Origin of the sequence: Streptomyces sp. NPDC050534, from assembly GCF_044457745.1 — a bacterium.
Classification (GTDB): domain Bacteria; phylum Actinomycetota; class Actinomycetes; order Streptomycetales; family Streptomycetaceae; genus Streptomyces.
The window spans coordinates 344,938-358,648 of record NZ_JBITHF010000001.1 but is presented as its reverse complement, the minus strand read 5'-3'; the positions used below and the strand labels follow the sequence as shown (position 1 = coordinate 358,648).

Genomic DNA, 13,711 nt, shown 5'->3' with positions numbered 1-13,711 from the left:
CGGTCTCACCCGAACGGGTGGCCGGGTTATCCACATCGGCCCGTCCGTCCACCGAACCACTCCGCGCCCTTCTGCCCAACTCGCAAGCGCCGTACCGTGAATCACGCGAGGCTCACCCGTCGAGACGGGCGACGCCGGGCGTGTCGGCGTGAATTGAGGGGGATTCACATGGCGGGGGAAGCGGTCGTAGGTCTCAGGCGCGACGCGATCGGGCTGCGCGAGGTGCTGTTCCAGAGCATCACGGCGATGGCGCCGGCCGCCGCGGTCGCCGCTTCCATCCCGTCCGGTGCGGCCTTCGCCGGTGGAAGTCTGCCGCTGGCCGTGCTGATCGCGCTGGTGGCCTGCCTCTTCACCGCGTCCTGCGTGGCCGAGCTGGCACGCGAACTCCCGGCCGCGGGCTCGGTGTCCACGTATGCCGCACAGGGCCTGCACCCGGCCGTCGGCTTCCTCGTCGGCTGGGGCTATGTGTTCGTGGAGGCGCTGGTGCCACCGCTGCTGCTTCTGCAGCTGGGCTTCACCACGGCGGGCACGCTGCACCAGGAGTGGTCCTCGTATCCGGCGGACCTGTGGTGGCCCTGGGCGCTGGCGGGAGCCGCGATCATCGCGGCCGCCGGGTACTTCGGGGTACGCGCCTCGGCCCGCTTCGGCACGGTCCTCGGCATCTTCGAGGTCCTCGTCTTCCTGGTGTTCGCCATCTGGCTCATCGCCAAAGCGGGCAACGACAACACCCTTACCGTGTTCGGCACTTCGCATACGGCGGAGGGCTACGAGGGCGTCAGCGGCGTCTTCGCCGGATCGGTCTACACGGTGCTGGCCTTCGCCGGCTTCGAGGCCGCCGCACCACTCGCCGAGGAGACACGCAACCCACGCCGGACGATGCACCGAGCGGTCCTCGGCGCGGCCCTCGGCATCGGCCTCTTCTACGTGATCACGACCTACGCCATGACGGTGTACTTCGGGCCGGACCGGTTCGCGAAGTTCGGCGCCTCCGGAGCGGCGTCCTGGGACGGCGTGGCCCGCGCGTCGTTCGGACTGTTCTGGGTGCTGGTCTTCCTGGCCGTGGTGAACTCGACGATCGCCAACGCCAACGCATGCTCCAACGTCTCCACCCGCACGGCCTTCGCCCTGGCCCGCATCCGCGTGCTGCCCCGCCCCTTCGCCACGCTCCACCCGCGGTACCGCTCCCCCGTCACCGGGATCGCCGTGCAGTCCGCCGTGGCGGTCGGGGCCGTGCTGGGCCTGGGGCTGGGCTACGACCCGGTGACTGCCTTCCTGCTCCTCGCGACGGTGATCGTCACGGTGGTGATCGGCGTGTACATCGTCGTGAACCTCGCCTGCACCGGCTACTTCCTGCGCCGCAGAAGGGGGTTGTTCAGCCCGGTGCGGCATCTGCTGCTGCCCGTGCTCGGCATCGTCGCGTTCGTGCCCGCACTGCTGACCGCCGCGGGACTGCCCGCCTTCGACTTCGTCACCGAACTGACCGCCCCGGTGTCGTACGCCGGACCCATCGTCGGCGTGTGGATGGCTGCCGGAGTCGTGGTACTGCTCGTGCTGATGCGGCGCCATCCCGAGCGCGTAGCCGAGACCGCCCGTGTCCACCTCGAAGATCCCGCCCCCACCGATCCTGCGCAGAACGGAGCAGCTCAAGCATGAGCGACCCCCGCATCCTGACCGTCCGGCCCCAACCGGACGAGTACGCCTGGACGTTCGGCGGCGCGCCCCCAGTGGCGCGCATCGCGCCCGGCACGGTCCTCGACCTGTACACGGAGGACTGCTTCGCCGGGCGGGTGCGGTCCGAGAAGGACCTGGTGTCCGAGGTGTGCGAGTTCCCCTTCCTCAATCCGCAGACCGGGCCCTTCCACATCGAGGGCGCCGAACCGGGCGACACCGTCGCCGTGCACTTCGTGTCGATCGAGCCGGCCCGTGACTGGGCCGCGTCGACGACGGTCCCCCTGTTCGGCGCGCTCACCTCCACACACACCACGGCCACCCTGCAGCCTCCGCTGCCGGAGACCGTGTGGATCTGGCAGCTCGACCGGACCCGGCGCACGGCGCTGTTCAAGGCGCACGACAGCGACCTCGAGGCCGAGCTGCCCATGGACCCGATGCACGGCACCGTGGGTGTGGCCCCCGCCAATCTGGAGGTCCGCTCGGCCCTGGTGCCCGACGCGCACGGCGGCAACATGGACACGCCCGAGATGCGGACCGGCGTCACCTGCTACCTCGGGGTGAACGTGGAGGGCGCGCTGCTCAGCCTCGGCGACGGGCACGCGCGCCAGGGTGAGGGCGAAACCTGCGGGGTCGCCGTCGAGTGCGCGATGAACGCCGTGGTGATCGTGGAGCTGCTGAAGGGCGTCGCCACACCGTGGCCGCGCATCGAGTCGGACACGCACATCGTCTCGACGGGTTCGGCACGCCCGCTGGAGGACGCGTTCCGGATCTCCCAGCTGGACCTGGTGCAGTGGCTGGTGCGCGACTACGGGTTCAGCGAGCTGGACGCGTACCAGTTCGCGACCCAGGCGGTCGAGTCACCGTTGGCCAACGTCTGCGACACCAACTACACGTGCGTGGCGAAGATCCGCAAACAGTGGCTTCCGGCGCGCGAGACTCACCGAGGGATGCACACGCAACTGCGGGAGATCGCGGCCACCCTGCGGGGCTGAGCCTGCACCTCCGGTGGCTGAGCCGCACCCGCCAGGTCAGCCAAACGCCCTCGGGTCAGTCTCACCCCAGCGGGCGGGTCGTCCCAGTGGGCGAGTCGCCCCACCGGGTGAGTCGCCCCAGCGCGCGAGTCGTCCACCGGGTGAGTCGTCCCACCGGGCGAGTCACGTCCCCCACCGAAAGGAGGCACGCCTCATGGAACGCGCAAGACCGACCACCAGCAGGCGGCGGTTCCTCAAGGGCGCCGCCCTGGCCGCCGTCCCGTACGCCTTACTCCCCGACACACGGGCCGGCGCGCAGACGCAGGCCGTCGACTACCCCGGCGCCGAGTGGCAGCCGGCGAGCACCTCCAACTACACGGTGTCGAACCGCCCCACGTCCTATCCCCTCGACTACGTCGTCATCCACGTCACCCAGGAGACCTACCCGGACGCCCTGTCCATCTTCCAGAACCCGGCGAAACAGGTGTCCATCCACTATCTGGTGCGATCCGCCGACGGGCACGTGGCGCAGTGCGTGCGCGAGAAGGACATCGCCTGGCACGCGGGCAACTGGGACTACAACACACGCAGCATCGGCATCGAGCACGAGGGATGGGTGGACCAGCCCGCCTACTTCACCGACGCCCTCTACGAGCAGTCGGCCAGGCTCACCGCGGCGATCTGTACCAAGTACGGCCTCCCGAAGGACCGGGCGCACATCATCGGGCACTATGAGGTGCCCGGGACGGACCACACCGACCCCGGGCCCAACTGGGACTGGACGCGTTACATAAGACTCGTCAACTTCGCCTGACATCGGCGGCACGGCCTTCCTTCGGGTTGATCGCGGTCGAAACGGTTGTCCGAGCGCGTACGCGGAGTGACGATGTCCCCAGCCGTATCGCATCCGGGGAGGGTGAGTTGACCGATCCATGGGTGGCCCTGGAGCCGGGGACCGACCCTGCCGAGCGCACGCGGATGCTGCGTCGCGCGCACGAGACGTTCACCGAGGCAGGCACGGTTGCCCGGCCGGTGCGTTCGGTGGTGGCGGATTCGTGGCGGCGTTCCGCGCGGGCCGGCGTGGGGCCCGACGGCAGCGCGACCGTGGAGCTCGTGGACGGTGACCTGGGCGCCTATCGGGCGGAGCATCCGCTGGCGCGGGTGATGCCGTTGTTCCGGGAGCTGATGGGCACGTTCGCGGCGGACGGGGAGCATCTGCTCGCGGTGTGCGACGCACACGGCAGGCTGCTGTGGGTCGAGGGCCATCCGACGACCCGGCGGCAGGCGGGGCGGATGAACTTCGTGCCGGGCGCCCGGTGGGCGGAGACGGCGATGGGGACCAACGCGCCGGGGACCGCGGTCGCCGTCGACCGGCCCGTACAGGTGTTCGCGGCGGAGCACTTCATCCGGCGCGTGCAGCCGTGGACATGCGCGGCGGCTCCGGTGCACGACCCGCGCACCGGGCGGGTGCTCGGTGCCGTGGACATCACCGGCGGGGACGGGCTCGCGCATCCGCACAGCCTGGGCTTCGTGCAGGCCGTCGCCCGGGCCGCCGAGTCCCAGCTGGCGCTGCTCACCCCGGAGCGGCCCGCCTCCGACACGCCCGAGCTGACCGTGCTGGGCCGGGACGAGGCGCAGCTGCTCACCGGCGGGCGCAAGGTCAGGCTCAGCAGGCGGCACAGCGAGATCCTCGTGCTGCTGGCCCGGCACCCGGAGGGTCTGACCGGCGACGAGCTGTTGTGCGCGCTGTACGAGGACGAGTCGGTGACGCCGGTGACGCTGCGTGCCGAACTGGCCAGACTGCGGCGGGTGTTGGGCCCGGACGTGTTGGACTCGCGACCGTACCGGCTGAGGGTTCCCGTCGAGAGCGATGTCGCGGTCGTGGAGCGGCGGCTGGAGACCGGAGCGATCACGGCGGCGGCGAGGGCGTACGCGGGACCGTTGCTGCCGGGTTCGCAGGCGCCGGCGGTGGTGCGGCTCAGGCGGCGCCTCACCGACGGTCTGCGTACGGCGCTGATCGCCCGCCGCGACCCCGATCTGCTGACCGACTGGGCGCACGCGCCCTGGGGCGAGGACGATCTCGAGATCTGGCGGGCGCTCGCCGCCATCCGCCCGACGGCGAACGTCCGGGCCCGACTGGCCGCGCTCGAGGGCGAGTTGGCGGCCCCGGCCCCCCGGCCGGGCGGCGCGGGCCGCTGGGGTGGCGCGACGGTGTAGCGCCGCGTAACGGACCTGTACCGGCACGGGACCTGCCCCGGCACTGGACCTGCCCCGGCACGGGACCCGTCCCGGCACGCACGGCAACGTGGTTGCAACGTCGCCGCCCCTAGCCTCCCGAGGAAGCTGCCCAACGGCGGGCAGCGCTGCGAAGGAGGCAGACCAGCATGACCCGTTACGCGGCGCCCGGCACCGACGGCGCAATCGTCTCCTACCAGGCGCGCTACGACCACTTCATCGGCGGCGAGTACGTGCCGCCGCAGCGCGGGCTGTACTTCGAGAACCCGTCGCCGGTGAACGGGCAGCCGTTCACGGAGATCGCGCGCGGCACGGCCGAGGACGTGGAGCGGGCGCTCGACGCGGCGCACGCGGCCGCCCCCGGCTGGGGCCGCACGTCGGTGACCGAGCGTTCCGACATCCTGCTGAAGATCGCCGACCGTATGGAGGCGAACCTCGAGCAGCTGGCGGTCGCCGAGAGCTGGGAGAACGGCAAGCCGGTGCGCGAGACGCTGGCCGCCGACATCCCGCTCGCGATCGATCACTTCCGCTACTTCGCGGGCGCGATCCGCGCGCAGGAGGGTTCGCTCAGCGAGGTCGACGACGACACGGTGGCGTACCACTTCCACGAGCCGCTCGGCGTGGTCGCGCAGATCATCCCGTGGAACTTCCCCATTCTGATGGCGACCTGGAAGCTGGCGCCCGCGCTCGCCGCGGGCAACGCGGTCGTCATCAAGCCGGCCGAGCAGACGCCGGCCTCCATCCACTTCTGGATGAGCCTGATCGCGGACCTGCTGCCGCCGGGCGTGGTGAACATCGTCAACGGCTTCGGCGTGGAGGCGGGCAAGCCGCTCGCGTCCAGCCCGCGGGTGGCGAAGGTGGCGTTCACGGGCGAGACCACGACGGGGCGGCTGATCATGCAGTACGCCTCGGAGAACATCAAGCCGGTCACCCTGGAACTCGGCGGCAAGTCGCCCAACATCTTCTTCGACGACGTCTGGGCGCAGAACGACGACTTCCGCGACAAGGCCCTCGAGGGCTTCACCATGTTCGCGCTCAACCAGGGCGAGGTGTGCACGTGCCCGTCCCGGGCGCTCGTCCAGCGCGGCAACTACGCCGAGTTCATCGAGGCCGCCGTCGCCCGCACCGAGCTGATCAAGCCGGGCCACCCGCTGGACACCGACACGATGATCGGCGCGCAGGCGTCCAACGACCAGCTGGAGAAGATCCTCTCCTATCTGGACATCGGCCGCCAGGAAGGCGCGAAGGTCCTCACCGGCGGCGAACGCATCGAGCACGAGGGCGAGTTGAAGGGCGGCTACTACGTCCAGCCGACCATCTTCGAGGGCGATAACCGGATGCGGATCTTCCAGGAGGAGATCTTCGGCCCGGTCGTCTCCGTTTCGTCCTTCGACGACTTCGACGACGCCATCAAGATCGCCAACGACACGCTGTACGGCCTCGGCGCCGGCGTGTGGACCCGCGACATCAACACCGCCTACCGCGCGGGCCGGGCCATCCAGGCCGGCCGCGTCTGGACGAACTGCTACCACGCCTACCCGGCCCACGCGGCCTTCGGCGGCTACAAGCAGTCCGGGATCGGGCGTGAGAACCACAAGATGATGCTGGAGCACTATCAGCAGACGAAGAACCTTCTCGTTTCCTACAGCCCGAAGAAGCTTGGGTTCTTCTAGAGCGCCGGGTTGTGCAAGGGGGCGACGGCCTGGACGGTGTGATGCCGGCCGTCGCCCCCTGGCGGGAATCGCGCCCCGGCGTAGTCGCCCCCGTCGTCGACGCGGGCCGGGCGTTCCTGTGATCCGGGCACCCCCAATGATCCGGGCACCCCGAAGCGGTTTGAACATTCTGACGTTCCATGCAAGTATTGTCAGAATGTTGGAGGACGAGCGGCTCAAGCTGATCCTGGACGCGGCGTACACGTGCTTCACCCGGCACGGGGTCAGGCGCACGACCATGGACGACATCGCGCGAGAGGCGGGCATGTCCCGCCCCGGGGTCTACCAGTACGTGCGCAACAAGGAGGACGCGTTCCGCCGGCTGGCCGCGCGCCTGCTCGGCGACGCGCTGGCCGAGGCCCGCGGCGCCATCGACGCCGAAGGGGACCTGTGCGCCCGGCTGACCGCGGCGCTGGAGGCGAAGCTGGGGCTGGCGGTGAGGTTGTGGCGCGACAGCCCCGCGCACGCGGCCGAGCTGCTGGGTGTCGACACCCGCCTCTCGGCCGAGCAGATCGAGGCCTACAACACCGCCATGCGCGACCTGATCGCCACGGCCGTCGCAACCGACCGCCCGGACGCGGATGCCGTCGAAGTGGCCGAACTCCTGCTGGCCTTCACCCGCGGACTGGAGGCGGACCTCTCGGACGCCGACGCTCCGGCCCGGCGCCTGCGCCACGGGGTGGCACTGCTCGTAGCCGGCCTGGACCGCGCGAAGGACCACTCGCACACCCCCCTCAAGGAACAGTCATGACCACCTCCGTACTGATCACCGGAACCTCCTCGGGCATCGGCCGTGCGACGGCCCTGCGTCTGGCGCGCCGCCCGGAGCTGACCGTCTATGCCACCGCGCGCCGCCCGGAGACACTGGCCGATCTGGCCGGTGCGGGAGCCCGCGTCCTGCCTCTGGACGTGACCGACGAGACGTCCATGGCCAAGGCCGTGGCGGCCGTGGAGGCCGAGCACGGCGCGGTGGGCGTCCTGGTCAACAACGCCGGGTACGGCGAGTACGGCACCATCGAGGAGACCGGACTGGACGGTGTGCGCCGGCAGTTCGAGACCAACGTCTTCGGCCTCTCCCGGATGACGCAGCTCGTCCTGCCGGGCATGCGCCGCGCGGGGCGGGGCCGGATCGTCAACGTCGGCTCCATGGGCGGGCGGATCGTCTTCCCCGCCGGCGGCTACTACCACGCCAGCAAATACGCCGTGGAGGCCCTCACCGACGCCCTGCGCTTCGAGGCCGCACCCTTCGGTGTCAAGGTCAGCCTGATCGAACCCGGGCTGATCCGCACCTCCTTCGGTGACACCGCGGCCCACACCCTGGCCGGTTCCGCCGCCCCGGCCGGCCCCTACGCCGCGCTGAACGTCGCCGCCGACCGGCAGATGGCCCAGTCCTACGGCTCGAAGATCCTCTCGGCATCGCCCGAGACCGTCGCCAAGGCCATCGAGCACGCCGTCACCGCCTCCCGGCCCAGGACACGCTATGTGGTCACCCCCGCCGCGAAGGCCCTCATCCACACCCGGCGCCTGCTCGGCGCCCGCATCTTCGACGCCTATCTGCGGATGCAGTTCAAGGCCGCCGCATGACGGCATCTCAACTTCACGCCACAGAACCGTCCGACGTCCCGCTGCGAACGACCTGATCTCCGCCGACACGTGACGTGAGGCGTCGTCCCCCACTGCGACGGCCGTTCGGCGACGGCCGGGTCACCGATCCTGCGTTATGCCTTTACGACGGTTCGGGGTTGCACTACTTTTCCGCAAGATTCAGCAAGGCTTTTCAACCTTCGGCGTCAGGGACGGCGCCGAGGGCTCCTTCTGCCTGCCCCCGGGAGTCGCCGTGTCCCCACTCACGCCTGCCCGTAATCGGAGAAGACGTCTGCTGCGCCGACGTGCGGCCACCGTCGGCGTCGCCGTAGCGGCCGCCCTCACCGGGCTCACGGTCCCCGCGCCCCTCGCGCGCCCCGCCGCGGCGGCAGCAGGGGGGCCGCTCGGCGCCCACTACGACGCGACCGGAGCGAACGTGGAGTTCCGCGTCTACTCTTCCCGCGCCACCCGGGTCGCGTTGTACCTGTACCAGAGTGCGACCGGCGCCACCGAAGTCGCCGCCCTCCCCCTCACCAAGGACTCCTCGACCGGTGTCTGGTCGCTGAGCGTGCCCGTGACGACGATCCGGAACCAGTACGGCATCACGGGCCCGCTCTACTACGGCTACCGCGCCTGGGGGCCCAACTGGCCGTACGACCCGGCCTGGACCAAAGGCTCGAGCGCGGGATTCGTCGCGGACGTCGACGCGGCGGGCAACCGCTTCGACCCCAACAAACTCCTGACCGATCCCTACGCCCGCGAGCTGAGCCAGGACCCGGTCACGCCCGGCGGCGCGGACAGCACGGCCTACGGCACCGGCCCCCAGTACCGCACCGTGGACGACGGCGACCGTGCTCCCAAGGGCATCGTCCTGCCCGACGACACCACGAGCACGGGCACCAAACCCACGCGCGCCCTCAAGGACGACATCGTCTACGAGGTGCATGTCCGCGGCCTGACCGAGAAGGACTCCTCCATCCCGGCCGCCTACCGCGGCACGTACAAGGGCGCCGCGCTCAAGGCGGCGGACCTGGCGGCACTCGGCGTCACGGCCGTGGAGTTCCTGCCGGTCCAGGAGACGCAGAACGACGCCAACGACGCCGACCCGGCGTCGACGAACGGCGACGACTACTGGGGCTACGCGACGCTGGACTACTTCGCGCCGGACCGCCGGTACGCCGCGGACAAGGGCGCGGGCGGCCCGACCCGCGAGTTCAAGGAGATGGTCAAGGCCTACCACGACGCCGGTATCAAGGTGTTCACCGATGTCGTCTACAACCACACCGGCGAGGGCGGCCCGTGGAACTCCGGCGACAAGAACACCTACAGCCTCTACTCGCTGCGGGGCCTGGACAATCCGACGTACTACTCGCTGACAAGCGACATGCAGAGCCCCTGGGACAACACCGGCGTGGGCGGCAACGTCAACACCTACAACCCGGTCACCCGGAGCCTGATCACCGATTCCCTCGCCTACTGGAAGGACGACCTGGGCGTCGACGGCTTCCGGTTCGACCTCGCCCCCGTCCTCGGGAACACCTGCCAGCACGGCTGCTTCCAGTACAGCCGCACCGATCCCGACACCGCGCTCAACCGGATCACGGCCCTGATGCCGCCCAGGCCGGCGAACGGCGGAACGGGCACCGACTGGATCGCGGAGCCGTGGGCCCTGGGCAGCGGCACCTACCAGGTGGGCAACTTCCCGGCCGGCTGGTCCGAGTGGAACGACAAGTTCCGCGACACGCTGCGCCGCGACCAGAACGCCATGGGCCTGGAGGACGTCACCCCCGGCCAGCTCGCCACCCGCTTCGCCGGTTCCTCGGACCTCTACCAGGACGACGGCAGAGCCCCCTACAACTCCGTCAACTTCATGGTCGCGCACGACGGTTTCACCCTGGCCGACCTCTACCGGTGCAACGGCAAGAACAACACGCAGCCCTGGCCGTACGGGCCTTCCGACGGCGGCTCGGACTACAACCTGTCCTGGGACCAGGGCGGAACGGCCGCGGACCAGCGCAAGGCCGCCCGCAACGGCTTCGCGTTCCTGATGCTGTCGGCCGGTACGCCCATGATGACCGGAGGCGACGAGTACCTGCGGTCCCTGAACTGCAACAACAACCCCTACAACCTGGATTCCACGGCGAACTGGCTGAGCACGGACTGGACGGCCGACCAGAGCACGTTCCGCACGTACGCGGCGCGGCTGATCGCCTTCCGCAAAGCCCACCCCGCCCTGCGCCCCTCCGGCTTCTACACCTCGTCCGACACCAACGGCAACGGCTTGGGCCAGCTGCAGTGGTTCACCCCCGCGGGCAACGCCCCCGACAGCACCTACTGGTCCGACCCCAACAGTCACGCGCTCGCCTGGCGCATCGACGGCACGGAACTCGGCGACCCGGCCGGCGCGCTCTACGTCGGCTACAACGGCTGGTCCGGGGACGTCGACTTCACCCTGCCGTCACCCGGGGCCGGAAAGAACTGGTACAGCGTCACCGACACCTCCACCTGGGCCGAGGGCGCCAACCAGGTCGCCCAGCCGGGTGCGGAGAGTCGTATCGGCGGCGCCGGAACGGTCTACCGCCTGCACGGGCGCGCGACTCTCCTGCTGATCGCCAAGTAGCGCCGTGTCAGCAACAGGCTGATCAGTGCGGCGCGGGCTGCCATGGGGTGCACGGCTCAGTCGTCGTCGGCGGCGCCGATGCCCCCCTCGATCGCCAGCCGGGTGAGCTCGACCCGTGAGTTGATGCCGAGCTTGGCGAAGATGTGCTTCATATGGGTGTTGACGGTGTGCACGGACACGTAGAGCCGGTCGGCGATGGCCCGGTTGGTGAGTCCCTCGACGACGAGTGGAATCAGTTTCTGCTCGGATTCGGTCAGATCCCCCCACCCCTGGGGGCCGGCCGTGGAGCTCCGCACGGGCGCGGTGCGCACGCCGAGCCGGCGAAGGCGTCGCCTGATCCGTTCCTGATCGCGGCCGGCTCCCGAGGCCGACGCCAGCCGGCCCGCTTCTTCGAAGTACGGGATCGCCCGTGTCGTGTCGGCCGACGCTGCCAGGAGCTCGCCGAGGTCCTCACAGGCCGCCGCGAGGGCCAGCGGCCTGCCGGTGCTCCGGTAGCCCGTCATGGCGGTCTCCAGTGCACCGGGATCGAGGTCGAGCAGGCCGTCCACGTGGGCGCGGACCGCCCCGATGGTCTGCCGGGTCTCGTTCTGTACGGTCAGCCCGCGCAGTGCGCCGGACACGGCCTGGCCGAGCGAACGGTCCTCGCCGGCGAGGGCGATGCGCACGATCGTCGGCCAGTGGGACGGCGCGAGCGCAAGCAGCCGGGTCGGCTCCTGCCGTGCGAAACTCGCCTCGAGTGCCGCCGCCGCCTCGCCGTCCTCGCCCTCGGCGTCCGCCAGGCAGGCGCGCGCGAGGGACACCCAGGGACCGTACCGCTGGGCCTTCTTGCCGGCACCGGTTTCGGCGGCGCGGAGGTGGTCCCTGGCCTTGGCGAGGTCACCGCGTCTGATCTCGACGAGTGCCAGCACGGAACGGGCCTGCGGATTCACCGGCGTGACCTCGAGTTCGTCCGCCACCATCAGACCGGCCTCGGCTTCCACGGCCGCGTCGTCCAGGGCTCCCTGTTCGAGGAGTGCGCAGGCACGGGCGGCGTGCCAGTGGGGAAGCGACCAGCCAAGGCCCAGCGCCTCCGCTTCGCGCTGCCCCTCCCGCAGGGTCCGCTCGGTGTCGGCGAGCCGGTCGGTGACCGTCAGCACGGTGCCCAGCCACAGTGCCGGAATCCGCGGAGGGCGCAGGTAGAGCACGGCGGACTGGGTGCCGGCGCGTCGCGTGGCCTCCTCGGCGAGTTCGAGGGCGCTGTCCAGGTGCCCGCGGTAGAAGTCCGCCTGAGACTGGAACACCATGGCGCTGACGACGACGGCCGGATCGTCGCTGTGGTACGAGGCCTCGACCAGCCCGGCCCCGGTCTGCTCGGCGGCGGTGACGTCTCCCAGGTAGACGTGGCCCGTGGCCTTGGTCTTCCGCAGCCGGACGTGCAGGTCGGACGGCAGCCCGGGCAGGTCGAGCGCCTTCTGAAGGTGCGTCATCGCGGCGGCGTCGTCACCCGAGGCCTGATGGATCTCGGCGGCCACCAGGCGCAGACGGGCCTCCTGCACGGGCTCAAGACCCTCTGGCAAAGTGGCGTCGACCAGGTCGAGCGCCTCGTGGACCCGGCGGGTGCGGCCGAGATACTCGGCGGCTTCGGTCAGCAGGGCGACGCGTCGCCGGTCGTGCGGGGGAAGCAGGCCGGCGATCCGCTGGGCCAGATCCGCCGCCGCGTCCGGGGCCGACGACGCCATGTCCCGTACGGCGGTGGTCATCGTGGTCACGGCCTCGTCGTCGACCGGGCCGCCCGACATGACGACGTGCCAGGCCACCTCCGCCGGCCGGGCTCCCGTGCCGCGCAGGCTCTCGGCCGCCTCCCGGTGCAGGGCGGTCCGTACGGCCAGGGGCAGGTTGTCGTGGACGGCCTGCCGTGCGATGTCGTGGCGGAACGCGAGTCGCGGGCCGTCGGCCGAGAGCAGACCGGAGTTCAGGGCGGCCTCGACGCCCGACAGCAGGCTGCCGACCTGTCTGCCGAGCATTCGGGCGGCCGTGCCGAGGTCGAATTCGCGGCCGAGGACGGACCCGATCTGGAGCAGGCGCACGGCATCCTCCGGGAGCCGGTCCAGCCGCGCGGCGACACTCTGCCGGAAGCCGACGGGGATGCCCTCGTGCAGGAGGCCCGCCACACCCGCCTCCTTGACGGCATCCGTGTCGGCGAACGCGCGCACCAGTTCAATCGCCAGGAACGGATTGCCCGCGACGCCTCGCAGCAGCCCGGCCAGTGCGGGCGACGGCCTCGCCCCGAGCACATCGGCCGCGATGTGCTGCAGCTCCCGCTGCGGCAGGGGGCCGAGGGTCAGCCATCGGGCTCCGAGGCGTTCGAGGTCCTCCCGCACCCTGGCCACGGTCGGCCGTTCGGTCTCCGACCGTACCGCCAGCACCCACAGGATCCGCGAGGCGGCGAGTCGTCCGGGCAGGGTACGGAGCGCGTAGAGCGTGGCCGGATCCACCCACTGCGCGTCGTCCACGAGCACGGCCACCGGGGCGCGCTGGGCCTTGTCCTCCAGGGCGTCCGCGATGCTGTCCAGCAGCCGGAGCCGCTGGTCGTCGGTGGCCGCGGGGGCTCGTTCGGAACCGCCCAAGGAGTGCAGAGCGGACTGCAGGGCGGCTCCTGCCGCGTACTGGTCGAACTCGTCGGCCCGTACGGACACCACGTCGAACCCGAACCGCCGCGCCATCCGGTCCAGCTCCGCGAGGAACCGGCTCTTGCCGACGCCGGGCGCGCCTTCCACGACGACGCAGGCGCCGCGTCCGCCGCGCACCACGTCCAGCGCCTCACGGGCGGCCGAGACTTCGCGGTCCCGTCCCCGCAGGCGAGGCCCCGTCGTCACCTGGTTCCCGCGCCCCTCGGCCTCGTCGCCGGTGGGGTCTGTGCTGTGCATGGGGCCCAGCTT

Annotated in this window: 9 protein-coding genes; 8 read left to right on the top strand and 1 reads right to left on the bottom strand. The window is 70.9% G+C overall.

The genetic code is table 11. The annotated features are described in order from the left end of the window. Positions 1-168 precede the first annotated feature (168 nt). The 8 genes from ACIBN2_RS01630 to ACIBN2_RS01595 all read left to right on the top strand — a co-directional run bounded on the left by ACIBN2_RS01630 (position 169) and on the right by ACIBN2_RS01595 (position 10,793). Complete coding sequence (locus ACIBN2_RS01630) at positions 169-1,653, top strand: APC family permease (RefSeq protein ID WP_399132075.1); 1,485 nt, start codon at positions 169-171, stop codon at positions 1,651-1,653. Next, on the top strand, positions 1,650-2,663 hold the full coding sequence (locus ACIBN2_RS01625; RefSeq protein WP_399132074.1) for an acetamidase/formamidase family protein: 1,014 nt from the start codon (positions 1,650-1,652) through the stop codon (positions 2,661-2,663). Before ACIBN2_RS01630 ends, ACIBN2_RS01625 begins: the two co-directional genes overlap by 4 nt. A 193-nt stretch (positions 2,664-2,856) precedes the next feature. Beyond that, the gene (locus ACIBN2_RS01620; RefSeq protein WP_399132073.1) at positions 2,857-3,456 is read left to right on the top strand and encodes an N-acetylmuramoyl-L-alanine amidase; all 600 of its coding nucleotides are present in this window, start codon (positions 2,857-2,859) and stop codon (positions 3,454-3,456) included. Positions 3,457-3,563: 107 nt separating this feature from the next. Further along, a complete protein-coding gene (locus tag ACIBN2_RS01615) occupies positions 3,564-4,859 on the top strand; it encodes a GAF domain-containing protein (RefSeq protein ID WP_399132072.1) in 1,296 nt (431 codons plus the stop codon). 167 nt (positions 4,860-5,026) lie between these two features. After that, entirely contained in the window at positions 5,027-6,550 is a 1,524-nt protein-coding gene (locus ACIBN2_RS01610; RefSeq protein WP_399132071.1) for an aldehyde dehydrogenase family protein, read from the top strand. A gap of 196 nt (positions 6,551-6,746) precedes the next feature. Then, on the top strand, positions 6,747-7,340 hold the full coding sequence (locus tag ACIBN2_RS01605; RefSeq protein WP_399132070.1) for a TetR/AcrR family transcriptional regulator: 594 nt from the start codon (positions 6,747-6,749) through the stop codon (positions 7,338-7,340). Beyond that, positions 7,337-8,173: an oxidoreductase gene (locus ACIBN2_RS01600; RefSeq protein WP_399132069.1), complete on the top strand. Its 837-nt coding sequence runs from the start codon at positions 7,337-7,339 to the stop codon at positions 8,171-8,173. The genes ACIBN2_RS01605 and ACIBN2_RS01600 overlap by 4 nt, the downstream gene beginning before the upstream one ends. A gap of 253 nt (positions 8,174-8,426) precedes the next feature. After that, complete coding sequence (locus ACIBN2_RS01595; RefSeq protein ID WP_399132068.1) at positions 8,427-10,793, top strand: alpha-amylase family glycosyl hydrolase; 2,367 nt, start codon at positions 8,427-8,429, stop codon at positions 10,791-10,793. A 56-nt stretch (positions 10,794-10,849) separates the two neighbouring features. On the opposite strand, the gene ACIBN2_RS01590 is transcribed toward ACIBN2_RS01595, so the two are convergent. Beyond that, positions 10,850-13,699: a helix-turn-helix transcriptional regulator gene (locus tag ACIBN2_RS01590; protein WP_399132067.1), complete on the bottom strand. Its 2,850-nt coding sequence runs from the start codon at positions 13,697-13,699 to the stop codon at positions 10,850-10,852. Between the last annotated feature and the right edge of the window lie 12 nt (positions 13,700-13,711).